The following is a 24,450-nucleotide window of genomic DNA, read 5'->3' on the forward strand; positions in this document are numbered from 1 at the left end:
ACCCCGCCTCCGCACCTTAAAGGCATTTCCTACACGAGCCTCAGAAGCGCCTTACTTGATGTCCCTACCCAGAGAAAACATGATCGGCGCTGGAGGACGCAAGGTCGCGATCCAGAGGAGGCTCCGCATGCACCCGTACGCCCGCCCCATCGCCGAACTGCGCAGCAGCCTGCGCGAAATGTTGGCCCATGACATGACCAACCCCGACAACGACCCGCACTTGTCGGGGGTCATGTTCTTCTGCGTCACCGATGAACATTCCCGGCAATTGATCGAACGCATCGAGTTGCTGGCCAGCGAGGTGTTCTTCGACGCGAACGGACGGGCCATTTCAGAGCATATGAAGGCTTCGACGGTAGAAGGCGTGCGCATCAAGCGCAACCGCAACGCGCCGGAAGATGAAACCGTGATACGCATTGCCCTGGCAGAAAAAGGCTACATCACTGTCAGCACCGCCCGGCTCTGAGCGGTTGGCTTGGCATCATCGTAGCCGGTGACAAGCACCTGAGTCGCAGCCAATCCGCTATCCTGAGCAATCCTCCGCTCCGGACCCGCCCATGGAACTGCACATTCGCCTGGAGGGCCGCAAAGGCCTGGCCGATCAGCTTTACCAGCAACTGCGCGACGGTATCGACAGCGGCCACCTGGCCGCCGGCACCCAACTGCCGCCCACCCGCCTGCTGGCTGAACAACTGGGCGTATCGCGCAAGACCGTGGCCGAGGCCTATTCGCGGCTGACCTACGACAACCTGCTCAACGGCGTGGTCGGCCGTGGCACATTCGTCACCCCACGCCATCCGCTGCGCAGCACCGAATCAGCCACCATCCCCCTGGCCGGCGCCGCCTCCCTCGAGCGCTGGCAGCAGCGCGCCACCGTGCTCAGCCAACGCCAGTTGCAGGCGCCATCGCGCTATGACTTCGTCGGTGGTGCTTCGAGCAAGGCCCAGTTCCCCTTCGACCAGTGGCGCAGTTGCCTGAACTACGCCCTGCGCCGTAGCCAGCGCCACCCCGAGCGACAATTCCCGGCCCAGGGCTTGCCGGAACTGCGCGAAGCCATTGCCCACCACATCGCCTACTCGCGCGGGGTGCACTGCAGCGCAGCCGACCTGCTGGTGTGCAACGGCGCCCAGCAGGCGCTGGACCTGATCGCCCGGGTGCTGGTCGAACCGGGCTGCCAAGTGGCCATGGAGGATCCCGGCTACCCGCCAGCACGGCAATTGTTCCTGGCCCTGGGTGCACGCCTGCAATCGGTGCCAGTGGATGATGAAGGCCTGTGCGTGGAACAGATCGCCGATGGTACCCAGCTTATCTACGTAACACCCTCGCACCAGTTCCCGCTGGGCATGCCGATGAGCGAGCCACGCCGGCATGCCCTGCTTGCGCGGGCCGCCGAGCTGGGTGCGCTGATCATCGAAGACGACTACGACTGTGAATTCCGCTACCACGGGCCAGCCTCGGACGCGCTGCAGCGCCTGGACCGGCATGGGCTGGTAGCCTACGTCGGGACCTTCTCCAAGACCTTGCTGCCCGAGCTGCGCCTGGGCTATGCCGTATTACCGCCTGCCGTACTGCAGGCCGCTTGCGTGGCCAAGCACCTCAGTGACTGGCACAGCCCTACCCTGCTGCAGTGGGCGCTGGCGCGCTTCCTTGGCGAAGGCCACCTGAACAAGCACATCCGCCGCTGCCACGAGGTCTACAGCGCACGCCGCGAGCGCATCCTGGCGCGCCTGGGCGGCGATCTGGCACCGTGGTTCCGCGCCATCCCCGCCAGCGCCGGCTTCCACCTCAGTGCCTTGGCTACACACGGGGTGGATGTGGAACTGCTGGCCAACCTCGCGCGCAAGGTAGAGGTCGGCCTGTATTCGCTGGCACCCTTCTTCAGCGAGGCGCCGGTACGCCCGGGGCTGTTGATGGGCTTCGGCGCCATCGAACTGCTGGATATCGACCCGGCGCTGGACCGGGTACGCGATACCCTGCAACGCCTCAGTTGACCGGTGCGGCGTTGCCGGTTGCAGCCGGCCGGGCGATGGCCGCCGCATAGCCGCGCGGGTTGAAGCACGCGGTCACCAGCAGCATTGCCAGCACGGTCACGGTCAACAGCGTCCACGAAGCCTGGAAGTCGCCACTGACATCCCGCAGCCAACCGGTGATATACGGCACGATGCCGGTGATGATAAAGCCGATGCCCTGTACGAACGCCGCCAGGCTGCCGGCCTCGGCAGGCGTTTTCAGGTGTTCCAGGGTCAACGTCAGGCACTGGCTGAAGCAGGCACCCAAGCCAAAGCCGATCATGGCGACCCAAAGCCCGGAAGCCCCCGCAGGTACCAGCAAAAGACCCAGGAAGCCCGCCAACTGGATCGCCAATGCCAGGGACAGACCGGGGCGCCTGTCTGCCCAACGTCGCAGCAGCAACGGTAGGCCAAGCGCACCGAGCACCTGGAAGACGGTCATCAGGCCCACCAGGTCGGCACCGCCCTGAGCACTGCCGCCGTGCTCGATGTGGTAAGCCGGCAACCAGGCCACCATGCTGGTGTAGCCGCCGTTGATCAGGCCGAAGTACAGGGCCAGCAACCACGCCCGGCGACTGCCGAACCAGTGCCCGCCAGTGGCCGTTCCCAGCTTCGGCGCCTCCTGCCTTGGCCGCAGCACGGCCCACGCCAGCAACGCCAGCACGGCCGGGACCGCCCATACGCCCAAGCCCGCCTGCCAGTAGCCGAAATGGCCGCTGATGTGTGGCCCGAGTACTGCAGCCAGGCCGCCGCCGCTCATCAGTGCCGCCGAGTACAGCCCCATCGCCCCGGCCAGACGCCCGGGGAACCAGCGGTTGACCAGCCCCGGCATCATGCCCTGCACCACCGCCACGCCCAGGCCAGCCACCAGCGCACTGGCGATCAGCGCCCAGGCGCTACCCAGTTGCAGGCGCCACAGGCAGGCCAGGGCAATCGCGGCCAGGCCCGCAAGCATGCCGCCGTGCTCGCTGACCCAGCGTCGCAGCCACGGTTGCAACAAGGGCACCAGGCCCATGCACAGCACCGGTAGCGCCGTCAGCAGGGCAGCCTGCTGGTAACCCAGGCCGGTGCTGGCGCGCATGGGTTCGAGTAACGGGCCGATACTGGTCAGGATCGGCCGCAGGTTCAACGCCAGCAGGATCACCAGCAACAGGTTCAGTGCAGCTCTCATTGTGAATCGGTTCTCTTGAAGCAGGATCTGGCCATTATCCCGGCTCGGCTGATTTGGCAGAAATGAAGAGATTGGATGCAGGTCAGTGGCCACCTGAATGGGCGATTGGCCTCTCACTTATGCGCAAAATTGGCTATCGGGGTGGCCAATGAGCAGCGCTACAGTAGCGCCATACCCACCCCGCACTTTGGAGACTGCCATGCACAACCGTATCGAATGGGCCAAACACGCCCCGCAAGCCTACAAAGCCATGGTCGGCCTGGAGCAGGCCCTGGCCAACAGCGGCCTTGAAAACTCGCTGCTGGAACTGATACGCCTGCGCGCTTCGCAGATCAACGGCTGCGCCTACTGCGTCAACCTGCACGCCAACGATGCGCGCAAGGCCGGTGAGACCGAAGCACGCCTGCAGACCCTGTGCGTGTGGCAGGAAACCAGCTACTTCACGCCGCGTGAACGTGCTGCGCTAGCCTGGGTCGAGAGCCTGACCCGCTTGCCTGAACAGGGTGCGCCGCAGGGGCAATATGAAGCCCTGCAGGAACACTTCGAGCCAGCCGAAGTGGCCAACCTGACCTTGGCAATTGCCACCATCAATGCCTGGAACCGGTTCGGCGTCGGCTTTGCCATGGTGCCGGCCTGATTCTTTCGGGCGGCCTGTGCTGGCCTATTCGCGGGCAAGCCCGCTCCTACAATTCTGTGCGTGCCCTGTAGGAGCGGGTTTACCCGCGAACACCGGCAGAGCCGGTGCCATCCACCGCATTGGTTTCTTCGCGGGCATGCCTGCTCCTACAATTCTGTGCGTGCCCTGTAGGAGCGGGTTTACCCGCGAACACCGGCAGAGCCGGTGCCATCCACCGCGTTGGTTTCTTCGCGGGCATGCCTGCTCCTACAATTCTGTGCGTGCCCTGTAGGAGCGGGTTTACCCGCGAACACCGGCAGAGCCGGTGCCATCCACCGCATTGGTTTCTTCGCGGGCATGCCTGCTCCTACAATTCTGTGCGTGCCCTGTAGGAGCGGGTTTACCCGCGAACACCGGCAGAGCCGGTGCCATCCACCGCATTGGTTTCTTCGCGGGCGTGCCCGCTCCTACAATTCTGTGCGTGCCCTGTAGGAGCGGGTTTACCCGCGAACACCGGCAGAGCCGGTGCCATCCACCACATTGGTTTCTTCGCGGGCAAGCCCGCTCCCACAGGTAGAACGCAGGCCGGCCAGCCGCGCCCGGTAGCTTCCTGGGCTCTGCCCGGTCCACTTCTTGAACGCCCGGTGGAACGCACTCGGTTCCTGAAACCCCGCCTGCTCGGCAATTTCGGCGATGCTCAACGCCCCTTCGCGCAACCGCTCGAAGGCCATGGCCCGGCGCACTTCATCCTTGATCTGCTGGTACGAACGCCCCTCCCGCTCCAACTGCCGGCGAAAGGTACTGGCACTGATCCCCTGCTGCTGCGCCAGCGCGGCCAATGTCGGCCACTGCCCATAGCGCAATGCCCGCAGGTGCCGATACACCTCAGCCACCAGCCCGTTCTGATTGCGAAAGCGGATCACCAGGCCCTGCGGCGCACTGCGCAGGAAGGTCTTCAAAGCCGCCCGGTCCTGCACCACCGGCAGGCGCAGGTAAGCGCTGTCGAACTCCACCTCGGTGCGTCCGCTGCCCAGGCGCAGGTCCGGCCCCCACAGCAGCAAGTCGTCCTCTTGGGCCGGGCGCGACACCGCGAGCTCCGTGCGGTCGATGGCAATTCGCCGCCCGGCCAGCCAGCACAGCATGCCGATCATCAGCACCAGGTAAGTTTCCTCGGCATACACCCGAGTCAAGGGGTCGGCAATGTTCGACTGCACGCTGATCAACGCCCGACCGCCACGTACTGTCAGGCTGCCACGCAGGTCACGCAGGAACAGGCCGAAGCCCCCCATGCACTGGCGCAAGGCCTTTTCCAGGTTCGGTTCGAGGATCAAGCCCCGGCAGATCAGGGCGAAACTGCCCAGCGGCATACCATGGCTGTCGAGGCCAAAGAACTCATCGTCCAGGCGCTGGATCAACGCCAGCCACAGCTGGGCGAACGCCTTGGCCGGCACCCGCGCCTGAGGCTGATCGAGCAGCTGCGGGGCGATGCCCACTGCAAGCAGCTGGGCGTCACGCTCGGCGGGGGTGTCGCGCAGAGCGTGGAGCATGGCGTTGAGGAAGTACACGGCGACTGAATCGCTTTCGCGCATGGCGGTTTTCGCTGTCTATGCTGAGTGGCAAAAAGTGCCAGGTTGTTTGAACAGATCCGGCATAGGCTGCAACAGAGCCTTTGCCTAGACTCGATCCCACTTCGGGGCCGCCAACCATTCTCGCAGAGCCTGGCCCGGTCCCGCCACGCCTTCGCAATCGGAGCCCTTATGAGCAGCGCAGAAATCTACGTCGTCAGTGCCGTCCGTTCAGCCATTGGTGGCTTCGGCGGTTCTCTCAAGGACCTGCCACTGGCCGACCTGGCCAGCGCCGTGACCCGCGCCGCCATCGAGCGTTCGGGCCTGGCCGCCGAGCAAGTCGGCCACCTGGTGATGGGCACGGTAATCCCCACCGAACCGCGTGACGCCTACCTGGCACGGGTAGCGGCGATGAACGCTGGCATCCCCAAGGAAACGCCGGCATTCAACGTCAATCGCCTGTGCGGCTCTGGCCTGCAGGCCATTGTCTCTGCGGCCCAGGGCCTGTTGCTGGGCGACACCGACGTGGCCGTCGCGGCCGGCGCCGAATCCATGAGCCGTGGCCCTTACCTGCTGCCACAGGCGCGCTGGGGTGCACGCATGGGTGATCTGCAAGGCATCGACTATACCGTCGGCGTACTGCAGGACCCCTTCCAGCACTTCCACATGGGCATTACCGCCGAGAACGTCTCGGCCAAGCATGGCATTACCCGCGAAATGCAGGACGAACTGGCCCTGACCAGCCAGCGCCGCGCCGCTCGTGCCATTGCCGAGGGCCGCTTCGCCAGCCAGATCGTTGCGCTGGAGCTGAAAACCCGCAAGGGCAGCGTGCAGTTCAGTGTCGACGAGCATGTGCGTGCTGATGTAACTGCCGAGCAACTGGCCGGTATGAAGCCGGTATTCAAGAAAGACGGTACCGTCACCGCCGGCAACGCCAGCGGTATCAACGATGGCGCCGCCGGCCTGGTGTTGGCCACAGGTGACGCGGTGCGCCGCCTGGGCCTGAAGCCTCTGGCACGCCTGGTGGGCTATGCCCACGCCGGGGTGGAACCTGAGCTGATGGGCCTGGGGCCGATCCCGGCCACCCGCAAAGTGCTGGAAAAAACCGGCCTGAACCTGCAAGACCTGGATGTGATCGAGTCCAACGAAGCCTTCGCCGCCCAGGCCTGCGCGGTTGCCCGCGAGCTGGGCTTCGACCCGGAAAAGGTCAACCCCAACGGTTCGGGCATTTCCCTGGGCCACCCAGTGGGTGCCACCGGTGCGATCATCGCCACCAAGGCCATCCATGAGCTGCAGCGCATCCAGGGCCGCTACGCGCTGGCCACGATGTGTATCGGCGGTGGCCAAGGCATCGCTGTCGTGTTCGAGCGCGTCTGAGGGAGGCTGACACATGAGCATTGAACAGATCGCCGTGATCGGCGCGGGCACCATGGGTAACGGCATAGCCCAGGTGTGCGCCATTGCCGGCTACCAGGTGCTGCTGGTGGATGTTTCCGACGCAGCGCTTGAGCGCGGTGTGGCCACCTTGAGCAAGAACCTCGAGCGCCAGGTCAGCAAAGGCACCCTCGACGCCGACAAATCCGCAGCCGCCAAAGCCCGCATCCGCACCAGCACCGACTACACCCAGCTCAGCGCTGCACAGCTGGTGATCGAGGCGGCTACCGAGAACCTGCAGCTCAAGCAGCGCATCCTGCAGCAGGTGGCAGCCAACGTCGCCGCCGACTGCCTGATCGCCACCAACACCTCGTCGCTGTCAGTGACTCAACTGGCCGCCTGCATCGAGCACCCCGAGCGCTTCATTGGTGTGCACTTCTTCAACCCGGTACCGATGATGGCGCTGGTGGAGATCATTCGTGGCCTGCAGACCAGCGACAGCACCTACGCCCAGGCACTGCTGGTGACGGAAAAAGTCGGCAAGACCCCGATCACCGCCGGTAACCGCCCGGGCTTCGTGGTCAACCGCATCCTGGTGCCGATGATCAACGAGGCGATCTTCGTGCGCCAGGAAGGCCTGGCCAGTGCCGAGGATATCGACACCGGCATGCGCCTGGGCTGCAACCAGCCGATCGGCCCGCTGGCCCTGGCCGACCTGATCGGGCTGGACACCCTGCTGGCGATCATGGAGGCCTTCCATGACGGCTTCAACGACAGCAAGTACCGCCCTGCTCCACTGCTCAAGGAAATGGTCGCGGCCGGCTGGCTGGGGCGCAAGAGCGGTCGCGGTTTCTTCACCTACTGAGGACCAAGCACCATGCCCCCGGTCAATGCCGCAATGCGCTGTGCCAACTTTGAGGAGCGACGTGACCGGGCCATGGCATTGTTTGCCGAAAAGGGCTTTGGCCAGGTCAGCATGCGCGAGCTGGCGGCCCATGTGGGGCTGACCGCCGGCTCGCTGTACCATCACTTCCCCAGCAAGCAGGACCTGCTGTACGACTTGATCGAAGAGTTGTACGAAGAGCTGCAAGCCACGCTGGACCAGGCCCGCCGGGCCATGGCCCGTGGGGCATCGGCGTTGAGCTGCCTGATTGCTGCGCACTGGCAGCTGCATGCCGAGCGGCCGCTGCAGTTTCGGCTGGCCGAGCGGGATTTGTGTTGTTTGAGTGAGGCGCAACAGGCGCACCTTGCAGCGTTGCGCAAGCGTTATGAGGCAGGCTTGCTGCGCCTGATCGCACCGCAAGCAAAACTGCCGGGGCAAGCGTTGGACGCCACAGCGCATGTACTGGCGACGCTTCTCAATCAGCTGCCGGGGTTACTCAAAGCATTGCCTGAAGAACAGGGGTTGGAGCTGATGGAAAACTTGCTGGTCGGCGGGATTGAGCGGACGCTGCGATAGCCTGCCAGGGCCTCTGCGCGGGCTTGCCCCGCGAAGAGGCCGGATGCCTCAGCGCAACAGCGACTGGATCTGCTCGTGCAAGGTATCCAGGTCAAACGGCTTGGCCAGGATAGGTGCCTTGCGAGTGATCGGGCTACCAGACTCGAGAATCTCCGCCGGGTAGCCGCTGATGAAAATCACCTTCAGGTCTGGCCGCAACTTCACCGCGGGCTCGGCAATATCCACGCCCGAGATCCCGCCCGGCAAACGGAAGTCCGTCACCATCAGGTCCAGGTGCGGTTTGCTGGCCAGGATGGCAAACGCCTGCTCGCCATCTTCAGCCACCAGGACGTGGTACCCCTCACCCGCCAGGTAATCGCGCAAAATCATGCGAATCGCCGGTTCATCCTCGACGACCAGAACCACATCTTGTGCATCTTCACTCATGTTAACGCCTTGAAATACTTACAGTTGGCCATCAGACCCCAGGCTTACACAGAGGTTGCTCGCGCCTGGTCGTTTTGTTCTTTGAATGTTGCCAGCGGCAATTGCAGGGTGAATGTGGCCCCCTTGCCCTCCTCGCTTTCAACCTGTATCCGGCCACCGTGCGCCTGGACGATCTGCTCGGAGATGTACAACCCCAGGCCCAGACCTCCGCTGGCCTGCTGGGCAGCGACCCGCTCGAACTGCTGGAAGATCCGCTGCTGATTGACGGCGCTGATACCGATACCGTGATCCTGCACCTGCACCCAGGCCATGCCGCCCTGCTCGAACACCCGTACCTGCACCGGATTGCGCTCGCCGTAACGCATTGCATTGGACAACAGGTTGGCCACTACTTGTTCAATCCGGAATTCGTCCCACTCCCCCTTCAGCGCTTCGCAACGCTGCAATTCGATGTGTGTTTCCAGGGCCAGGGCCTGTGCCGTGAAGTTTTCCACCAGCCCACGCACCAGTTGGCCCAAGTCAAACAGCTTGGGCCGCAGCGACAATTTACCAGTACGGATGCGCGAAACATCAAGCATGTCCTCGACCAACCGGATCAGGCTGTTGATCTGCCGCTCGTCACGCTCGACCATGGCTTGCAGCTTGTCGACACTGAAGGCGTCCAGGTTGCCCCGTGCCAGGTGCATCTTGCGCAACTGGGTTTCCAGGATCAAGCCATTGAGCGGCGTACGCACCTCATGGGAGACGATCGACATGAAGTCGTCACGCATGCGCACGGCATGCTCCAGTTCACTCCGTGCCACCTGCAACTGGCTGAGCAGCAACTCCTGCTCCTGGCGGCTCTGCTCCAGGGCTTCCAGTTGCCGGCCAAGCACCTTGCGCTGGCGGAACAGGTCGACGAACACCGAGACCTTGCTTTTCACCGCCAGGGTGTCGAGCGGCTTGTGCAGAAAATCCACGGCCCCGCTCTCGTAGCCCTTGAAGGCATAATTCATCTCGCGGCCCGCCGCGCTGACGAAGACGATCGGGATGTGCTTGGTCTTGTCGGTGCCGCGCATCAGCTCGGCCAGTTCGAAACCGTTCATGCCCGGCATCTGCACATCGAGAATGGCCAGTGCAAACTCGTGCTCGAGCAGCAACGACAACGCAGCCTCGGCAGACTGGGCCTGGTGCACCTCACGGTCCTCGCCCTGGATCAGGGCCTCGAGCGCCAGCAGGTTTTCCGGCAAGTCGTCGACAATCAGCAGTTTGGCGATGGTGTGGCTTAGCATGCGCTGTATTCCAAGGTCGCGAGCAACTGCCCGATACCGCTCAGAGTAAGGATATGGTCGGGCTGGTGCAGGGCCAGAGCGGCCTCCGGCATCAGGGCAACCTGTGCGTCACGAGGGTCCTGGACGATCGTGCGCCCCCCATTGTTCTTGATGTATGCAAGACCCCTGGCGCCGTCTTCGTTGGCCCCGGTGAGCAGCACACCCAGCAGGCCGTCGCCGTAGGCATCGGCCGCCGAGATGAACAGGAAATCAATCGCGGGGCGCGAGAAATGCACCGGTTCCTCCTGGCTCAGCGACAGCGTCAGGTCGCGCTCCACCGACAAGTGGTAACCCGGCCCCGCCACATAGATCTGCCCGCAGCGGATCCTCTCCTTGTCACGTGCCTCGCACACCGGTCGATGCAGCCGCCGCTGCATCACGCCAGCCAGCTGGCTGTGGCGATCGTCCGGCAGGTGCAGCACGCAGAGCACCGGTATGGCGAACGCCGATGGCAGCGCGCCGAGCACCTGGAACAATGCCGCCACGCCACCCGCCGAGGCGCCGATCACCACTGCACGTACGCCGCTCATGATTTACGGAAGATCCGTTGGGGCTTGACCAGCGGCTCGAAACGTTCGCTGTAGGCCGAAAAGTCCACCGACTCCTTGCTACCCAACACCAGGAAACCCCGGTGGCAGAGCGATTCATGGAACAGGCCCAGCGCCCGATCCTGCAGGTCCTTGTTGAAGTAGATCAGCACATTGCGGCACGACACCAGTTGGGTCTCGGAGAACACGCTGTCGGTGGCCAGGCTGTGGTCGGCGAAGGTCACGTTGTCGCGCAGGCTGCTGTCCATGATGGCGTTGCCATAGGCGGCGGTGTAGTACTCGGCAAAGTCACGACGGCCACCGGCCAGGCGGTAGTTTTCCTCGTATTCGCGCATGCTCTGCATCGAGTAGATACCCTGCTTGGCCTTGTCCAGCGAATGCGGGTTGATGTCGGTGGCGTAGATGATGGTGCGTTCAAGCAGCCCTTCCTCACGCAACAGGATGGCCATGGAATACACCTCTTCCCCCGTGCTGCAGCCCGCGATCCAGACCTTGATCGAGGGCCAGGTACGCAGCAGCGGCACCACTTCGTTGCGCACGGCAAGGAAGTGGTCAGGATCACGGAACATCTCGCTGACCGGGATCGTCAGGTACTGCAGCAACTGCATGAACATGCCCGGGTCGTGCAGCACGCGCTCCTGCAACGCAGACACCGTCAGGCAATCGAACTGACGCAGCGCGTGGAGAATCCGGCGCTTGATCGAAGCACCGGAATAATTGCGGAAATCGTAGCTGTACTTGAGGTAGATCGCCTCGATCAGCAGCCGGATCTCGATGTCGGTGTTGCGTTCGCTAGTCAAATTCGCTCCAGTTGCGGCAGCCAGACACGGATCAACGAGAACAGGCGGTCCAGGTCGATCGGCTTGGCCAGGTAATCATTGGCACCGGCTTGCAGGCAACGCTGCTGGTCATCCTTCATGGCCTTGGCGGTCACGGCGATGATCGGCAGTTTGCGCCAGCGCGGTTGCTGACGGATCAGGCGGGTGGCCTCGAAGCCGTCCATCTCCGGCATCATCACGTCCATCAGCACCAGGTCGATGTCGTCATGCTGCTCCAGGCGCTCGATGGCTTCGCGCCCGTTGCGGCCGATTTCGACAATGGCGCCCTTGTGCTCCAGGGCACTGGTCAGGGCGAAGATATTACGCACATCGTCGTCCACCAGCAGCACCTTGCGGCCCTCGAACACCTTGTCGCGGCTGCGCGCGGTCTTGAGCATGCGCTGACGTTCGTTGGACAACTGCGATTCGACCTTGTGCAGGAACAGCGTCACTTCGTCCAGCAGGCGCTCCGGCGAACGTGCGCCCTTGATGATGATCGAGCGTGAATACTTGAGCAGGTCGGCTTCTTCCTCACGGGTGAGGTTGCGGCCGGTATACACGATCACCGGCGGGAAGGCGCGGATATCCTCGGCTGTCATGCGTTTGAGCAGCTCGTTGCCGAGCATGTCTGGCAGTTTGAGGTCGATAATCATGCAGTCGTAGATGTTCTGGCGCAACAGCGCCAGGGCATCCTGGGCCATGGCCACGGCCGTGATCTCGATATCGTCGTCGCCGATCAGCCGGGCGATGCTCTCGCGCTGCAGGTCGTCGTCTTCCACCAGCAGGATGTGCTTGAGCTTTTGCGTAAGCTTGGCTTCCAGGCGAGCGAACACCTCCTTGAGCTCCTCGCGGCTGGTGGGTTTGACCGCATACCCCACCGCCCCCATGTGCATAGCCGCCTCGACGCGGTCTTCCACCGAAATGATGTGCACCGGGATATGGCGGGTGCCGGCCTGCTCCTTGAGGCGCTGCAGGACGGTCAGGCCCGAGTGGTCGGGCAGGCGCATATCCAGCAGGATCGCATCCGGAATGTACTGGGCGGCCAGCTCGAAGCCTTCGTCGGCGCCATGGGCCACCAGGCAGCTGTAGCCCAGCTCATGGGCCAGGTCGAAGAGGATGCGGGCAAAGTTGGGCTCGTCTTCGATCACCAGAATGCAACGGGTATCGAAAGGGGCGCGCTCGCGGTCGTCGGCAAAAGCCGGTGCCGGGCGCATGACCGCGGCGGCCAACGGCGCTTGCGGTACAGGCGGCAACGCATCGACGGCCGGGCGCAGGCTTTGCGGCTCGACGCCTTCGTCCTCGGCGGCATAGCGCTCCGGCAGAATCAGGCTGAACACGCTGCCTTGCCCGGGGCTGCTGTCGACATTGATCTGGCCACCGAGCAAATGCGCCAGGTCACGGGAGATCGACAGGCCCAGGCCAGTGCCGCCATAGCGGCGATTGCTGGTGCCATCGACCTGGTGGAAGGCGCCGAAGATCGCCTGCTGCTGATCGGCCGCAATGCCGATGCCGGTGTCACGGACCGCGAACACGATACCGCTGCCAGCCTGGAAGCTGACGTTCATGCTGACCTGGCCACGCTCGGTGAACTTGATGGCGTTGGACAGCAGGTTCTTGAGGATCTGCTCCAGGCGCTGACGGTCGGTGAACAGCGTGGTCGGTACCTGCGGCTCGACCTTGACCTCGAAGGCCAGCCCCTTGTGACCGGCAAGTGGCTGGAACATGCCGCGCAAGCCGTCGACCAGTCGCTCTACCTGGGTGGTCTCGGGCCGTACTTCGAGCTTGCCAGCCTCGACCTTGGCGATATCGAGGATGTCGTTGATAAGATTGAGCAGATCGTTGCCGGCCGAGTAGATGGATTCGGCGAACTTGACCTGCTCTTCGCTGAGGTTGCCTTCACCGTTTTCTGCCAGCAGCTTGGCCAGGATCAGCGAGCTGTTGAGCGGCGTGCGCAGCTCATGGGACATGTTGGCGAGGAATTCGGACTTGTACTTGCTCGATCGCTGCAGGTCGTCGGCCCTGGCTTGCAGCTCCAGCTGCGCCTGGCTCAGTTCATCGTTCTTGCGGTCCAGTGCTTCAGTGCGCTCGGACAACTGCTCGTTGGTCTGCTCGAGTTCGGCCTGCTGGGTCTCCAGATGGGCCTGAGACTCCTTGAGCACCCGTGACTGTTCTTCGAGCTCTTCGTTGGCAGTCTTGAGTTCTTCCTGCTGCACCTGCAGCTCTTCATTGAGTTGCTGGGTTTCGGCCAGCACTTCCTGCAGGCGCTGACGATATCGCGCACTCTCGATCGACATGCCCAGGTTGCCGCCGACCCGCTCCAGCAGCTCTTCATCCCGCTCTTGCAAGGGGCGCAGGAAACCCAGCTCGATCACCCCGTTGATCTGCCCGTCTTCGGTCGCCGGCATCAGCAGCGCACTGCGCGGCAAGCCGCTGCCCAGGCCGGAACTGAGGCGATAGAAGTCTTCGGGCAGGTCGTCCAGGCGCAGCAAGCGGCCTTCGCGGACCGCCTGGGCCAACAGGCCATGGTGGTCCGGTTCGACCTGCTCGCGGGCCTGCTCTTCAGCACCCAGGCCATAACAGGCCACGCGCACCAGCCGGCCATGCTCGTCGCGCACGTACACGGCGCCCACCACGCTGCCCAGATAAGAGGCAAAAAAGCGCAGGATGTTCTCGCCAAGCATGGGCAAGGTCAGCTGCCCGAGCACCTGCTGCGCCAGCTGGGTCTGGCCGGTGCGCAACCAGGCCTGGTGCTCCAGGCGCTGCGCCGAGCGTTGCTGGGCCTGCAGGTTTTCATCATAGCTGGCCGAAAGTGCCAACAGGTCGCGACGGCCCAGGTAAGCCAGCAATGCACTGAGGCCGACAATGAACAGCACGAAAGACGAGATCGCCATCACAGTGACGGAACTGACTTTTTCGTTGCGGGCCATGCGCAGTTGTTGTTCGGTACTGATCAGGTCATCGAATTCCTTGCGGATTTCATCGGTGATGCGCTTGCCCCGGCCGTTGCCGATCAAGGTCTGGTAATCGCCTTGGCTGCGGCGCAGGTTAATCATCTGGTTGCCGAAGTCGTTCCAGGCCTGCTGCAAGGCGATCAGCCGATCGATGCGGTCGACCTGTTGGGGGTTGTCCTCGACCATGCCGCGCAGGCTCTGCAGGCTGCCGAAAATGCGTGGCTTGGCCACCTCGTAGGGGTCAAGGAAGCGCTCGTCGCCCGTGATCAGGAAGCCGCGCATGCCCGTTTCCATATCGATCGACAGCTTGACCGTATCGTTGGCATTGCCGATCACCCGGTCGGTGTGCTCGACCCACTGCATGGCCGAAAGCAGATAGTTGATCACCGCGACGAAGGCCACGGCCCCCAGCAGGCCAACCCCCAAGGGAAGGCCGATGTTGCGGCTCAACAGCTTGCGAAAGCTTCGCTGGTCCATCGAGGCTGCTTGAATCATGAGAAAACGCCCGAGCTAGAAAAGTCCATTGAAAAGAGTGGCCGGTCAGTCGTTATTGTTATCTGCCACTGCGCTGTCCTGATAAGCGAGTCTAACCAGCTTTGACAGGTCTGGCAGGGCATTAAGCCAGTATTTGAAGGTTGCGTTCGGCAATCGTTCCATCTGTTTGCATGGAGCGGTATCCTCGGGAACTTCTGATGCCGCGCGGTGCACAGATTAAAGACACTCATTTGTACAGGATTTGAACCATGCACCTTCTGGTAGTCGAAGACGACGACATCGTACGCATGCTGATGGTCGAAGTGCTCGACGAGTTGGGCTACAAGGTCATCGAGGCAGAAGACGCCGCAGCCGCCCTGCGGGTACTCGAGGATCCGGACCAAGCGCTGGCACTGATGATGACCGATGTAGGGCTGCCGGACATGCGAGGTGAAGTGCTGGCGGGCAAAGCGCGCGAACTGCGGCCACTATTACCGGTGCTGTTCGCCAGCGGCTATGCCGACAGTTTCAATGTACCGGAGGGCATGCACCTGATCGGCAAGCCGTTCAGCATCGACAAGTTGCGGGACACGGTGGTGGGTATTCTGGGTAACCCTTGAGCACGGTGTCGCCTGTTTCGCTCATAGGAGCGGGCTTGCCCGCGAAGAGGCCGACACAGGCAACCCACCTCACAGCGCTCTGCGCAGCAGATAGGTATCCATGATCCACCCCTTGCGCGCCCGCTCCCGCTCACGCACTTCCAGTATCTGTGCCTTGACTGCCTGCAACGGCCCGGCAATCAGCACTTCATCCTCGGTCCCCAGGTACGCCCCCCAATAGATGGTCAACGCCGGGTCATCGAGCCCGGCAAAGGCGCACTGCCCGTCGAGCATCACCACCACATTGTCGATAGGCCCCTGCCCGGCCAGGCGTCGCCCCGGCAGCACAGTCAGGGGCTCGCCGATGCGGTTGAGCGGCACCTGGTGCCGCGCCGCCAGCGCCTGCACACTGCTGATGCCAGGAATGACCTGCAAACGCAGCGTCACGCCGCGCTCGCGGACCAGGTCGAGGATACGCAGGGTGCTGTCGTACAGGGTGGGCTCGCCCCACAGCAGGAAGGCACCCGTTTCCCCGTCGCCAATTTCCTCCTCGATCAGGCGCGCATACAGCGCAGCACGCCGCCGGTGCCAGCTCTGCACCGCACCCAGGTAGTCCTCCGCCTGCACATCGCGCAACGGGTCGACCACCGGCACCAGGCGATAACCACCTTCGGGGCGATAGCGCTGCAGAATGGCTTTGCGCAGGTGCACCAGTTCATCTTTGTCGTCGCCCTTGTCGAGCACGAAGAACACGCTGGCACTGCGCAGCGCATCGACCGCTTCATAGGTGACCTGGCGCGGGTCACCCGCGCCGATGCCGATCAACAACAGGTCTTTCATTGCCCTGCCCTTTGCGCAAACCCACCTCTATTGTCAGGCGGCTACCGGTATTTGGCAAAGCGGCCGCTTAGAAGATCGAGAAGTTGTAGCTGACAATGACCCGCGTCTCATCCATGTCACGCGCCCACCTTTCATAGTTGCTGCGGTAAGTGGAATTACGCAGGCGTACGCTGACATCCTTGAAAGTGCCACTTTGTACCTGGTACTTGAACTCGGTGTCGCGCTCCCACTCCTTGCCTTCGGCACGGCTGCCCGGCACCTTGATATTGTCACCGTTGATGTAACGGGTGAAGAAGGTCAGGCCGGGCACACCCAGCGCCTTGAAGTCGTAGTCATAGCGTACTTGCCAGGAGCGCTCCCGGGCAGCGGCGAAATCATTGACCTGGGCGTAGTTGACCAGGTACGGGTTGCTGCCATCCAGGTACGGCATGGCGCTGTTGCCATACATGCGCTGCCAGCCGCCGCTGAGCTTGTGGCCACCGAGGCTGTAGCCAAGCATGCCGCTGAAGGCGCGATGGTCGATTTCGCCCGCACGGGCATTGCCGATGTCATCACTTTTGATCAGCCGTAAGTCAGCCGACAGGCTGCCCACCGCCAGCGGTTGACTGGCCACCAGACCGAAGAAGTGCTGACGGTAGATATTCTCCAGTTTGGCCACTTGGTACTGGGCGCCGAAACGCTCGTTGAAGCGATAGTCGACACCGGCCAAGTCGAAGTGGTCGGCTTCGGTACCGCAAGCATAACGCTTGTTCTTGCAATGCACGCGGATGTCCTGGCGGTCGGTGGAATCCCGAGCCGTGTATTTGTCCAGGCGAGCCAGGGTGAACTTCAGGTCGTGCAGTTCTTCGGAGGTGAGCATGGCACCCTGGAACAGGGTCGGGAGCAGACGGCCATCGTTGTACTTGAGCAACGGCACATCCGGCATCATTGAGCCGTACTTCAGCACAGTACTGGAGACCTTGACCTTGGCCGCCAGGCCCATCTTCGCATACTGGTCGGCCGAGTGCCGGGGATCGTGACCGGACGAGGGCAGCAACCCACTGTTACTGTCGGCCGGGCTGGAATCCAGTTTGAAGCCGAACATGCCCAGCGCATCCACACCGAAACCTACCGGGCCTTGCGTATAACCCGATTGCACATTGAGGATGAAGCCTTGTGCCCACTCTTCGCGCCTGGATGCGCCCTGACTGGAACTGCTGTAACCGTCCCGGAAGTCCCGGTTGAAATAGACATTGCGTGCTTCGACCCTGGCACTGCTGTCTTCAAGAAACCCGGCAGCCTGGGCGTTGACACCGGCACACAATAGAAACAGGCCGGTAACACGGCGCCCGGGAGCGAGGGGGAAAGGGGAAAACATGCGAGGAAACATCCAGAATGAAGACGAGTTAACAACCTGTGGCACGGGCTGGCCACGGCACTGCGGGAGGTCCGAACATGAGTCGGCCATCATCTGAAATGATCGCGCAAAGGCTCTGGTGCGGGCCATTGGACCATGGTCTAGGCATCTGGTCGCGCAACCGCAGAAAACCTGCCAAATATCGCCCGCAAAACTGGGAAAGTTCCCGGCTTACTTACAAAAAGTTAGCAGTTTACCCAGTAGCCATGAATGACTACACTCGATATCAGCGAACAGTGGAACCCACCTGCGTGGCCGGCGTTTTTACTCTTCTTCAATGTTCGTCACGCCCTGCCACGACTGACGTACAGGAGTGATTACAGTGTCCAGACTTGCAGAGTTTCGTGCTGCCGAAAAAGCGCTCCAGGAACAGATGGCGCAACTGGAAGCGTTGAAAAAGGATGCCGGCCTCAAACGCGAAATCGAATTCGAGCAGAAACTAGTCGGCCTGATGAAAAGCTATGACAAGAGCCTGCGCGATATCATCGCCATCCTCGACCCGAAGGCTGTGGCCCGCGCTTCCAGCACACCCGCCAAGCAACAACGCCGCCCACGGGTGGTCAAGGTCTATCAGAACCCGCACACCGGCGAGCGAATCGAGACCAAAGGCGGCAACCACCGCGGTCTCAAGGCCTGGAAAGAACAGTATGGGGCCGCCACGGTAGAAAGCTGGGTACGCTGATGAAATGTGCACACAGGCTTCACACTTTTTTCACAAGGACTGGCTCAGTATCGAAACAGCTAAAGGATTAGCGACCCCATCACGCGCCCGCACATGCGGGCCTCTAATTTCAGCGCCCTGCCTTTGCAGGGCGCTTTCATTTGCGCAATCGGTGCACTGCCGTATCATGGCCAGCCTGTCTGTTTTGCCGGCGCCCTGCGCCCGGCCCCGTCTCAGGAGTTCCCATGAGCCTGCACGATCTGCAAACCCTGCCTGGCGTCACCGCGCAACCTGACGCCGCCACCGCCCAGTTCGTCTTCAACCACACCATGCTGCGGGTCAAGGACATCGAGAAGTCGCTGGACTTCTACACCCGCGTGCTGGGCTTCCGCCTGGTGGACAAGCGTGACTTCCCTGAAGCCGCTTTCAGCCTGTACTTCCTGGCCCTGGTCGACCCGGCACAGATCCCCGCTGATGACACCGCCCGCCACCAGTGGATGAAGTCGATCCCTGGCGTGCTGGAGCTGACCCACAACCATGGCACCGAAAACGATGCCGAGTTCGCCTACCACAATGGCAACACCGACCCGCGCGGCTTTGGCCATATCTGCATTTCGGTACCCGACGTACGCGCCGCTTGCGCGCGCTTCGAGGAACTGGACGTACCGTTCCAGAAACGCCTGCAGGACGGGCGCATGAACCACCTGGCCTTCGTCAAGGACCCGGACGGTTACTGGGTCGAAGTGATCCAGCCAACCGACCTCAAGGACTGAGCGTTCGTCGCGGCGCGCTCGTCGGGCCGGGAACTCCCGGCCTCTTGCTGTGGTATATGAAGGTAACTGCTTCACATGCCACAGCGAGGTAAGAACGATGCAATCTCTTCACTGTGAATACCGCGAGCACACCATCACCGCCAGCGTGATGCCCCACCCCGACTCACCCCTGCCCTATGCCGCCGGCTGCCTGATCACGGCCCCTGACGGGCACACCAGCAAGCGCATGTCGATGCCGATGCAGTTCTTCTCCGACCTTGAGAATGCGCAGCATGTGTCGCTGGCCCATGGCCGGGCACTGGTCGACAAGCAGCTCGATGGCGGGAACAAGGTGTTCTGACCCTGGTTTCGCCAGCCCCCTTCGCAGCTAAAGCCGTGAAGGGGGCTGGGGGAACTAGATAGCCCGCGCGTACGCCACAGCCGCATCCACCTGCTCCTGCGATGGCCTTACCCCGGTGTACAACACGAACTGTTCCAGCGCCTGCAACGCTATGACCTCCAGCCCAGTGATCACCGGCTTGCCCAACACCTGAGCCCGGCGAATCAACGGCGTCTGCGCCGGCATCGCCACCACGTCGAACACCCGCTCCGCCGCCGCGATGGCGTGCTCGGGAAACGCCAGCTCATCTGCCTCCTGCCCGCCTGCCATACCGATCGGCGTCACATTCACCAGCATCGGCGGGCAGAGGTCGCCTGGCTCAGGCACCCAGCGATAACCACAGACATCCGCCAACTGGCGCCCGGCCTGTTCGTTGCGCGCAACGATGATGCCTTCGGCAAAGCCGGCATCGCGCAAGGCGCTGGCCACGGCCTTGGCCATGCCCCCGCTGCCTCGCAGGGCAAACGCGGTGCCCGGATCGACCTGGTGCTGCACCAGCAATTGGCGCACGGCCAGGTAATCGGTGTTGTAAGCCTTCAGGTGGCCATCGCCGTTGACAAGGGTATTGACCGACTCGATGGCCGCCGCCGAGGGATCGATTTCATCGACCAAAGCCATGCAGGCTTCCTTGTAGGGCATCGACACCCCACAGCCGCGAATACCCAGAGCGCGGATCCCTGCCACCGCCGCCGGCAGGTCATCGGTGCGCATGGCCTTGTAATAGAAATCCAGGCCCAGCTGCTGGTACAGGTGATTGTGAAAGCGCACGCCGAAGGTCCCCGGGCGACCGGCCAGAGAGATGCAAAGCACGGTGTCCCGGCTTGGAGTTGTCGGCATAACAGGCTCCTTGGTCATGACTGAAACGTTTATTCAGCGTAACAGAGTCAGTCACTGGTCGTCCCTTACACAACCTTTACCGTTTCCCTGTGCTCGGTTGACAGAGAACGGAGTCAAAGTAACAAGGCCCGAACGTGGTAACGGTTGATAGGACCAATGATCACTATCGAGGAAGTTGATTTCAAACTGCCCCGGCTGCTGCGTATGGTGGAGCCATGTTTCACAGGAGGTCCCCATGGCCACTATCCAGATCATGTCCGTTGTCGGTAGCGCCGTTCCCGCCTCACTGCGTGAGCAGGGCCTGCTGGCGTGCTGGTACCTGGTTCGCAACGGCGAAGCCGTCAGCGGCCCGATGCCGACGCTAGCATCAGCCCGGGCACTGGCCGAACAGTTGCAGCCAGGCACCTTGGCTGCCTGATCCGAATTTGTTGTGCGTTGCTCCCTATGCCCCTGTTGCCCGCCAAACTGGCGGGCTTTTTTTTGTTCTTCACGGATTGCCGGGGTTGCCACCTCGTGTTTGGCCGCTACTGCCCAACTGACTGGTCAGCACCATGACCTTGCCTTGCAGCCGGCCTACGGTCATCACCAGCTCGTTTCGTTCCTTGGCGAGCAGATCAGCTTTTGCCTGGGCCTCCCGTCGGGCATCCCGTTCGATGTCCAGCAGTTCTGTCAGGTGGCGGATGACTGCAAGCTCCGCGTTGTCCATCGCGCGGTCGACTGCATCTCTGGACAACCACTTGCGCAGCCACAGAAACGCACCTAGCAGTACAGTCCCCGTACCGCCCAACCAAGTGACGGTGCCCGGGCCGAGGTCGGTCGGATCCATGTGAACCTCATTACAGATGATGATGTGATCAGCCCTGGAGAAAAATGTCTCGTTAGCTTTCCTTGTTCGCGCGCTTAATTTAGCCTACAGCTAACAGTACCACAAGAGCAGATTTAGCCATGCGCACATTTAGCAGCAAGCTAAACACTGGCATGCTTCACCCCATGGACATCTACCAAATTCGCAAGCACAACCTGGTGAAACTGATCGGTAGCCAGAGAAAGGGGACCTGCGCAGAGCGCTGGGGGATGGCGCCTGCACACCTGAGCCAGATCCTTTCGGACAAGACCGTGAAAAACCTGGGCGATGATGTGGCCCGTCGCATCGAGGGCATCGAAGGCCTGCCACGGGGCTGGTTCGACGCACTGTCGCCAGGCGAACATGCGCAAGCTGCTGTCGAGGCAGGTGACAACAAACTCTCAGCAGCCGACCTGGTCAAGCAGATGCTGGCCCGAAGCGGCAAAGGGATCTCTGAAGAAACCCGGCAAAGGCTGCTGGCAGCTGCGCAAGAGCCTGCAGATACCACGCTGCTGAAAGCCGAGCCGCTTCGCCCCGGCCTGGTCGGTGACGAAGTGTGGATTGCCCACTATGACGTACGGGCCGCCATGGGCGGTGGCCAGATCCCCCACGACTACCCCGAGATGTTCAAGGACGTTCGCGTCAGCCCCAGCCACCTGCGCGAGCTGGGCGTGGAGTTCAGCGAGCACCATCACCTGAAGATGGTGACCGGCTGGGGTCAGTCGATGGAACCTACCATCAGGCACCGCGACCCGCTGATCGTCGACGTCAGCATCCGCGAATTCGTCGGCGATGGCATCTACTTCTTTTCCTGGGGCGACCACATCTACATCAAGCGGCTACAGATCGCGGACGAGGACCACTTCGAGATGATCTCCGACAACTCGCGGCACAAAGACCGCATGATTCGTCGGGAAGAGACCTACATTCAGGCCAGGGTCCTTCTGGTGTGGAATGCCCACCTGGTATAAACCGAAGCCCGCCCTGACCGGCGGGCTTTTGCTGAAGCTCAGAAAGGTGCCGCCTCCTCGACCTGCATCTCGCAGTCGCGCTCGACGACAAAATCATCACGCTCTTCCACGCTAGAGCGCGCCCATCGCACCGTCACGCTAGCATCATCGTTGAACGTCAACTGCAACTCGGGCGTCTCCCGCAGCTGGCCCATCACCTCCTCCCATTCCGCTTCACCGTCGGTATCCAGGCGGTGCACCACTACCCAACGCTGCGTCTGCGCGAGTGGGTGGTTGATCATTGACGATACCCGCAGGCTAAGCCGCTCTATTCCAGTCATTTCCTGGCGCTGTTGGGGTCCCGACTGCATGTGCCTAGACATATTCTTATCCTGATAGCTGTATATTCGTACAGTATTCAGCTAAAGCTTATCTCACCGCCAAAGCCAGCGTAAAGCCCCACCGCGAAAAAATTTCGCCAGTAGGTAACATCCCCCAAAGCGAAATTAATTTAGCCAAAAGCTATTGATTTGATTTTAGCCACAGGCTAATTTTGTGTTCGACCGCCATTTGCACGGCTGCTCAACCACTCAAACCCTTTCGCCAGGAGCTCCCCATGGCCGTAGATATCAGCCACCTCACCATCGCCACGCCGATAGCCGTCTCCTCAACCAACCCCGTTGCTCTGGAGCTAAACGGTGCTGAAGCGATTGCCCGCCTCCCCAGCATCGTGACGGTGCTCAGCGATGGCTCGATCCAGTTTTCAGCACCCACCAAAGGTGCTTCGAGCAAAAGCACCCACAGGACACGCTGCGAATGGACAGAAACGCAAGACTGGACGCTGGCCAGCGCCCAGAATCACTGGAATCGCCAGACCATGACGCTGACCAAGGTCAACTCGGCGCAGAAGGTGGTCATTGCCCAGATGCACGTACGCGGGGATGACGGCCCGCCGGTAAAGGTGTTCTGGAACAAGGGCAACATCACCTTCGGGTTTCGGCGCACCTTTAACCAGACCGATCCGGTGAACTCCACAGTTTTGAAGGGGGTGCCACTGGGTGCGACGTTCCACATCAGCATTCACACCACGTCTGAAGGCGTGGTAAACGTGACGGCCGAATACAACGGGGTATCCGCCTCGTCGGGCGATTTACAGCTCGACAGCACCTGGGCTTCACACCTGTTCGAGTTCCACGGCGGGGTCTACAACCAGGTCGATTACACCGACGCAACACCCGCCGAGGACGGCTCGATCTGCATCATCAGCGAGCTCTTGCTCATCCACCGCTGAACGTCGATGCCCAGCCCTGCTAGCACAAGCCCTCATGGCGTCGCATGAATGCAAAAAGCCCAGCGCGGGGCTGGGCTTCTATCAGCTGGGCTGAACAGTACTTCCGCCAGCCTTTACACACTGTACTGGCAGTTACTCCAGTGGGCGCTTGTGATAACTATAACGCTCGGCATTGGATGCCCGCGATGGGTCCGGCGGGCCTGGTCTCTGCCTGCCTCGAAAGGGCCGATTATGTGCGGAATCGTCGCGATCCTCGGGCTGCTCCCTTTTACCTTCCGAGTCTTGACTGCCTGGCGGACCATTGTTTTCAGCCGGCCTGATAGCCTGCTGATCACAATCCATTCCATCCCTATCTATGGTCATACGCACCTCTCAATGCTCAGAAGCTCTGAGCTACATCAAGTGTGCGCTTACCCTGTCCAGAAAGGTTTTATATCAGATCACCGGACACGGGCGAGAACATCAATACCGGGACCTTTCGCTACACTGCATCCCACTCAAAAACATAGCCATTGGTACAAAAATTGGTACGCGCCGGCTGTACGTCCATCCAGCACATCCCGGCAATGCAGCAGTAGCGTGGGAATCTATCCTCAGACCGCACCGCAAGCGGCCTGAGCATCTGGCCTATCTAATAGGGTTCAGCCAGTTTCAGCGACTTTGGCCCAATAAAACCGAGACGCTTTCGGGCGGTTTTAGACAGCTCTATTCCCCCATCCAGGCGTTCTGCCAACCTAGATCTGTCCTGGATCGTCAGCTACACCCACCTCCCACAGTCCGATGTCGAGCCAAAGCGGTCGGTCACGGTCTATCTTTTAAGACTTGAGTCAGATTGATCGAGGCCTTGATGCATGAATTCTCTCTGGATCGCAGTGGCCATTTTTGGGTGCTTGGTTGCCGCCTCGCTTCTCATGATGCAGTGGTACCCAAAGCTGGCATCCCACCATAGAGATGAAGACACCGGCGTTTTTCAAGGTAGTTGTCGCGTCAACCATCCAACTATGCGGCTTGCTTCACGTGCTGTTGTTCTCGATCAGGGTTCAGCAGCACGGTACCAATCGGCTCCCAGTTGCGAGTGCGTCCTGACCATCGCTCCGGATTCTTGCTTCGAGCGCGCTCATAGAGTTCGTGGCGCAGGGCAAGGATTTGCCTGTCCTGA

General features: G+C 61.8%; 25 protein-coding genes. 13 read left to right on the forward strand and 12 right to left on the reverse strand.

Annotated features, from left to right (window positions below):
* Positions 1 to 127 precede the first annotated feature (127 nt).
* Both ACYCCG_RS15305 and pdxR read left to right on the forward strand, forming a co-directional pair.
* Positions 128 to 466 carry a hypothetical protein gene (locus ACYCCG_RS15305; protein ID WP_176682425.1) on the forward strand — a complete coding sequence of 113 codons (339 nt, stop codon included), beginning with the start codon at positions 128 to 130 and terminating at the stop codon, positions 464 to 466.
* Between the two features lie 91 nt (positions 467 to 557).
* Positions 558 to 1,991 carry a MocR-like pyridoxine biosynthesis transcription factor PdxR gene (gene pdxR, locus ACYCCG_RS15310; RefSeq protein ID WP_339444316.1) on the forward strand — a complete coding sequence of 478 codons (1,434 nt, stop codon included), beginning with the start codon at positions 558 to 560 and terminating at the stop codon, positions 1,989 to 1,991.
* Here the strand turns inward: pdxR and ACYCCG_RS15315 are convergent.
* The gene (locus tag ACYCCG_RS15315; protein ID WP_339444315.1) at positions 1,984 to 3,180 is read right to left on the reverse strand and encodes a CynX/NimT family MFS transporter; all 1,197 of its coding nucleotides are present in this window, start codon (positions 3,178 to 3,180) and stop codon (positions 1,984 to 1,986) included. The genes pdxR and ACYCCG_RS15315 overlap by 8 nt on opposite strands.
* 199 nt (positions 3,181 to 3,379) lie before the next feature.
* On the opposite strand from ACYCCG_RS15315, the gene ACYCCG_RS15320 reads away from it, so the two are divergent.
* Complete coding sequence (locus ACYCCG_RS15320; protein ID WP_003256170.1) at positions 3,380 to 3,817, forward strand: carboxymuconolactone decarboxylase family protein; 438 nt, start codon at positions 3,380 to 3,382, stop codon at positions 3,815 to 3,817.
* A 479-nt stretch (positions 3,818 to 4,296) separates the two neighbouring features.
* Here ACYCCG_RS15320 and ACYCCG_RS15325 read toward each other — a convergent pair whose 3' ends face one another.
* Positions 4,297 to 5,385: an AraC family transcriptional regulator gene (locus ACYCCG_RS15325; protein WP_209966881.1), complete on the reverse strand. Its 1,089-nt coding sequence runs from the start codon at positions 5,383 to 5,385 to the stop codon at positions 4,297 to 4,299.
* 168 nt (positions 5,386 to 5,553) lie between these two features.
* On the opposite strand from ACYCCG_RS15325, the gene ACYCCG_RS15330 reads away from it, so the two are divergent.
* The 3 genes from ACYCCG_RS15330 to ACYCCG_RS15340 are packed head-to-tail and all read left to right on the forward strand — an operon-like array spanning position 5,554 to position 8,194.
* Positions 5,554 to 6,738 carry an acetyl-CoA C-acyltransferase family protein gene (locus ACYCCG_RS15330; protein WP_003256172.1) on the forward strand — a complete coding sequence of 395 codons (1,185 nt, stop codon included), beginning with the start codon at positions 5,554 to 5,556 and terminating at the stop codon, positions 6,736 to 6,738.
* 13 nt (positions 6,739 to 6,751) lie between these two features.
* On the forward strand, positions 6,752 to 7,600 hold the full coding sequence (locus ACYCCG_RS15335) for a 3-hydroxybutyryl-CoA dehydrogenase (protein WP_252459270.1): 849 nt from the start codon (positions 6,752 to 6,754) through the stop codon (positions 7,598 to 7,600).
* Between the two features lie 12 nt (positions 7,601 to 7,612).
* Positions 7,613 to 8,194, forward strand: a complete 582-nt coding sequence (locus ACYCCG_RS15340) for a TetR/AcrR family transcriptional regulator (RefSeq protein WP_176682420.1) — start codon at positions 7,613 to 7,615, stop codon at positions 8,192 to 8,194.
* Positions 8,195 to 8,242: 48 nt separating this feature from the next.
* On the opposite strand, the gene ACYCCG_RS15345 is transcribed toward ACYCCG_RS15340, so the two are convergent.
* The 5 genes from ACYCCG_RS15345 to ACYCCG_RS15365 are packed head-to-tail and all read right to left on the reverse strand — an operon-like array spanning position 8,243 to position 14,742.
* Entirely contained in the window at positions 8,243 to 8,620 is a 378-nt protein-coding gene (locus ACYCCG_RS15345) for a response regulator (RefSeq protein WP_003256176.1), read from the reverse strand.
* A gap of 44 nt (positions 8,621 to 8,664) precedes the next feature.
* Positions 8,665 to 9,891: a hybrid sensor histidine kinase/response regulator gene (locus ACYCCG_RS15350; protein ID WP_209966885.1), complete on the reverse strand. Its 1,227-nt coding sequence runs from the start codon at positions 9,889 to 9,891 to the stop codon at positions 8,665 to 8,667.
* The gene (locus ACYCCG_RS15355) at positions 9,885 to 10,460 is read right to left on the reverse strand and encodes a chemotaxis protein CheB (RefSeq protein WP_459671012.1); all 576 of its coding nucleotides are present in this window, start codon (positions 10,458 to 10,460) and stop codon (positions 9,885 to 9,887) included. The genes ACYCCG_RS15350 and ACYCCG_RS15355 overlap by 7 nt, the downstream gene beginning before the upstream one ends.
* Positions 10,457 to 11,278, reverse strand: coding sequence for a CheR family methyltransferase (locus tag ACYCCG_RS15360; RefSeq protein ID WP_021782092.1), 822 nt, complete (start codon positions 11,276 to 11,278; stop codon positions 10,457 to 10,459). Before ACYCCG_RS15360 ends, ACYCCG_RS15355 begins: the two co-directional genes overlap by 4 nt.
* On the reverse strand, positions 11,275 to 14,742 hold the full coding sequence (locus ACYCCG_RS15365) for a response regulator (protein ID WP_339535823.1): 3,468 nt from the start codon (positions 14,740 to 14,742) through the stop codon (positions 11,275 to 11,277). Before ACYCCG_RS15365 ends, ACYCCG_RS15360 begins: the two co-directional genes overlap by 4 nt.
* A gap of 248 nt (positions 14,743 to 14,990) precedes the next feature.
* Here ACYCCG_RS15365 and ACYCCG_RS15370 point away from each other — a divergent pair, with 248 nt between their 5' ends.
* Entirely contained in the window at positions 14,991 to 15,341 is a 351-nt protein-coding gene (locus tag ACYCCG_RS15370; protein WP_176682415.1) for a response regulator, read from the forward strand.
* A gap of 69 nt (positions 15,342 to 15,410) precedes the next feature.
* Here the strand turns inward: ACYCCG_RS15370 and cobF are convergent, their stop codons facing one another.
* Together cobF and ACYCCG_RS15380 are read right to left on the reverse strand one after the other, a co-directional pair.
* On the reverse strand, positions 15,411 to 16,160 hold the full coding sequence (gene cobF / locus ACYCCG_RS15375; RefSeq protein ID WP_209966891.1) for a precorrin-6A synthase (deacetylating): 750 nt from the start codon (positions 16,158 to 16,160) through the stop codon (positions 15,411 to 15,413).
* Positions 16,161 to 16,227: 67 nt separating this feature from the next.
* Positions 16,228 to 17,517: an OprD family porin gene (locus ACYCCG_RS15380; RefSeq protein WP_339444310.1), complete on the reverse strand. Its 1,290-nt coding sequence runs from the start codon at positions 17,515 to 17,517 to the stop codon at positions 16,228 to 16,230.
* 361 nt (positions 17,518 to 17,878) lie between these two features.
* Between ACYCCG_RS15380 and ACYCCG_RS15385 the strand changes: the two genes are divergently transcribed.
* The 3 genes from ACYCCG_RS15385 to ACYCCG_RS15395 all read left to right on the forward strand — a co-directional run bounded on the left by ACYCCG_RS15385 (position 17,879) and on the right by ACYCCG_RS15395 (position 19,330).
* Positions 17,879 to 18,238: a histone-like nucleoid-structuring protein, MvaT/MvaU family gene (locus ACYCCG_RS15385; RefSeq protein WP_176682412.1), complete on the forward strand. Its 360-nt coding sequence runs from the start codon at positions 17,879 to 17,881 to the stop codon at positions 18,236 to 18,238.
* Between the two features lie 224 nt (positions 18,239 to 18,462).
* Positions 18,463 to 18,990, forward strand: a complete 528-nt coding sequence (gene gloA / locus ACYCCG_RS15390) for a lactoylglutathione lyase (RefSeq protein ID WP_339444308.1) — start codon at positions 18,463 to 18,465, stop codon at positions 18,988 to 18,990.
* A 97-nt stretch (positions 18,991 to 19,087) separates the two neighbouring features.
* Positions 19,088 to 19,330, forward strand: coding sequence for a hypothetical protein (locus tag ACYCCG_RS15395; protein ID WP_021782100.1), 243 nt, complete (start codon positions 19,088 to 19,090; stop codon positions 19,328 to 19,330).
* A 54-nt stretch (positions 19,331 to 19,384) separates the two neighbouring features.
* On the opposite strand, the gene ACYCCG_RS15400 is transcribed toward ACYCCG_RS15395, so the two are convergent.
* The gene (locus ACYCCG_RS15400; protein ID WP_339535827.1) at positions 19,385 to 20,206 is read right to left on the reverse strand and encodes a shikimate 5-dehydrogenase; all 822 of its coding nucleotides are present in this window, start codon (positions 20,204 to 20,206) and stop codon (positions 19,385 to 19,387) included.
* 235 nt (positions 20,207 to 20,441) lie between these two features.
* Here ACYCCG_RS15400 and ACYCCG_RS15405 point away from each other — a divergent pair, with 235 nt between their 5' ends.
* Positions 20,442 to 20,624: a hypothetical protein gene (locus tag ACYCCG_RS15405; protein ID WP_021782102.1), complete on the forward strand. Its 183-nt coding sequence runs from the start codon at positions 20,442 to 20,444 to the stop codon at positions 20,622 to 20,624.
* 69 nt (positions 20,625 to 20,693) lie between these two features.
* On the opposite strand, the gene ACYCCG_RS15410 is transcribed toward ACYCCG_RS15405, so the two are convergent.
* Complete coding sequence (locus tag ACYCCG_RS15410; protein ID WP_176682409.1) at positions 20,694 to 21,032, reverse strand: chemotaxis protein; 339 nt, start codon at positions 21,030 to 21,032, stop codon at positions 20,694 to 20,696.
* Between the two features lie 164 nt (positions 21,033 to 21,196).
* Here ACYCCG_RS15410 and ACYCCG_RS15415 point away from each other — a divergent pair, with 164 nt between their 5' ends.
* Entirely contained in the window at positions 21,197 to 22,021 is an 825-nt protein-coding gene (locus tag ACYCCG_RS15415; RefSeq protein WP_339444305.1) for a S24 family peptidase, read from the forward strand.
* Between the two features lie 38 nt (positions 22,022 to 22,059).
* Here ACYCCG_RS15415 and ACYCCG_RS15420 read toward each other — a convergent pair whose 3' ends face one another.
* The gene (locus ACYCCG_RS15420; RefSeq protein WP_459671020.1) at positions 22,060 to 22,383 is read right to left on the reverse strand and encodes a DUF1654 domain-containing protein; all 324 of its coding nucleotides are present in this window, start codon (positions 22,381 to 22,383) and stop codon (positions 22,060 to 22,062) included.
* A 233-nt stretch (positions 22,384 to 22,616) separates the two neighbouring features.
* Between ACYCCG_RS15420 and ACYCCG_RS15425 the strand changes: the two genes are divergently transcribed.
* Positions 22,617 to 23,291, forward strand: coding sequence for a polysaccharide lyase family 7 protein (locus tag ACYCCG_RS15425; protein ID WP_459671022.1), 675 nt, complete (start codon positions 22,617 to 22,619; stop codon positions 23,289 to 23,291).
* Positions 23,292 to 24,450: the final 1,159 nt, after the last annotated feature.

This window comes from Pseudomonas sp. VEM90 (assembly GCF_054611535.1).

Excerpts from the sequence above, each read along its gene's own strand:
- ACYCCG_RS15305 (WP_176682425.1), top strand. The coding sequence starts at position 128 with ATGCACCCGTACGCCCGCCCCATCGCCGAACTGCGCAGCAGCCTGCGC.
- pdxR (WP_339444316.1), top strand. The coding sequence starts at position 558 with ATGGAACTGCACATTCGCCTGGAGGGCCGCAAAGGCCTGGCCGATCAG.
- ACYCCG_RS15315 (WP_339444315.1), bottom strand. The coding sequence starts at position 3,180 with ATGAGAGCTGCACTGAACCTGTTGCTGGTGATCCTGCTGGCGTTGAAC.
- ACYCCG_RS15320 (WP_003256170.1), top strand. The coding sequence starts at position 3,380 with ATGCACAACCGTATCGAATGGGCCAAACACGCCCCGCAAGCCTACAAA.
- ACYCCG_RS15325 (WP_209966881.1), bottom strand. The coding sequence starts at position 5,385 with ATGCGCGAAAGCGATTCAGTCGCCGTGTACTTCCTCAACGCCATGCTC.
- ACYCCG_RS15330 (WP_003256172.1), top strand. The coding sequence starts at position 5,554 with ATGAGCAGCGCAGAAATCTACGTCGTCAGTGCCGTCCGTTCAGCCATT.
- ACYCCG_RS15335 (WP_252459270.1), top strand. The coding sequence starts at position 6,752 with ATGAGCATTGAACAGATCGCCGTGATCGGCGCGGGCACCATGGGTAAC.
- ACYCCG_RS15340 (WP_176682420.1), top strand. The coding sequence starts at position 7,613 with ATGCCCCCGGTCAATGCCGCAATGCGCTGTGCCAACTTTGAGGAGCGA.
- ACYCCG_RS15345 (WP_003256176.1), bottom strand. The coding sequence starts at position 8,620 with ATGAGTGAAGATGCACAAGATGTGGTTCTGGTCGTCGAGGATGAACCG.
- ACYCCG_RS15350 (WP_209966885.1), bottom strand. The coding sequence starts at position 9,891 with ATGCTAAGCCACACCATCGCCAAACTGCTGATTGTCGACGACTTGCCG.
- ACYCCG_RS15355 (WP_459671012.1), bottom strand. The coding sequence starts at position 10,460 with ATGAGCGGCGTACGTGCAGTGGTGATCGGCGCCTCGGCGGGTGGCGTG.
- ACYCCG_RS15365 (WP_339535823.1), bottom strand. The coding sequence starts at position 14,742 with ATGATTCAAGCAGCCTCGATGGACCAGCGAAGCTTTCGCAAGCTGTTG.
- ACYCCG_RS15370 (WP_176682415.1), top strand. The coding sequence starts at position 14,991 with ATGCACCTTCTGGTAGTCGAAGACGACGACATCGTACGCATGCTGATG.
- cobF (WP_209966891.1), bottom strand. The coding sequence starts at position 16,160 with ATGAAAGACCTGTTGTTGATCGGCATCGGCGCGGGTGACCCGCGCCAG.
- ACYCCG_RS15380 (WP_339444310.1), bottom strand. The coding sequence starts at position 17,517 with ATGTTTTCCCCTTTCCCCCTCGCTCCCGGGCGCCGTGTTACCGGCCTG.
- gloA (WP_339444308.1), top strand. The coding sequence starts at position 18,463 with ATGAGCCTGCACGATCTGCAAACCCTGCCTGGCGTCACCGCGCAACCT.
- ACYCCG_RS15395 (WP_021782100.1), top strand. The coding sequence starts at position 19,088 with ATGCAATCTCTTCACTGTGAATACCGCGAGCACACCATCACCGCCAGC.
- ACYCCG_RS15400 (WP_339535827.1), bottom strand. The coding sequence starts at position 20,206 with ATGCCGACAACTCCAAGCCGGGACACCGTGCTTTGCATCTCTCTGGCC.
- ACYCCG_RS15405 (WP_021782102.1), top strand. The coding sequence starts at position 20,442 with ATGGCCACTATCCAGATCATGTCCGTTGTCGGTAGCGCCGTTCCCGCC.
- ACYCCG_RS15410 (WP_176682409.1), bottom strand. The coding sequence starts at position 21,032 with ATGGATCCGACCGACCTCGGCCCGGGCACCGTCACTTGGTTGGGCGGT.
- ACYCCG_RS15415 (WP_339444305.1), top strand. The coding sequence starts at position 21,197 with ATGGACATCTACCAAATTCGCAAGCACAACCTGGTGAAACTGATCGGT.
- ACYCCG_RS15420 (WP_459671020.1), bottom strand. The coding sequence starts at position 22,383 with ATGTCTAGGCACATGCAGTCGGGACCCCAACAGCGCCAGGAAATGACT.
- ACYCCG_RS15425 (WP_459671022.1), top strand. The coding sequence starts at position 22,617 with ATGGCCGTAGATATCAGCCACCTCACCATCGCCACGCCGATAGCCGTC.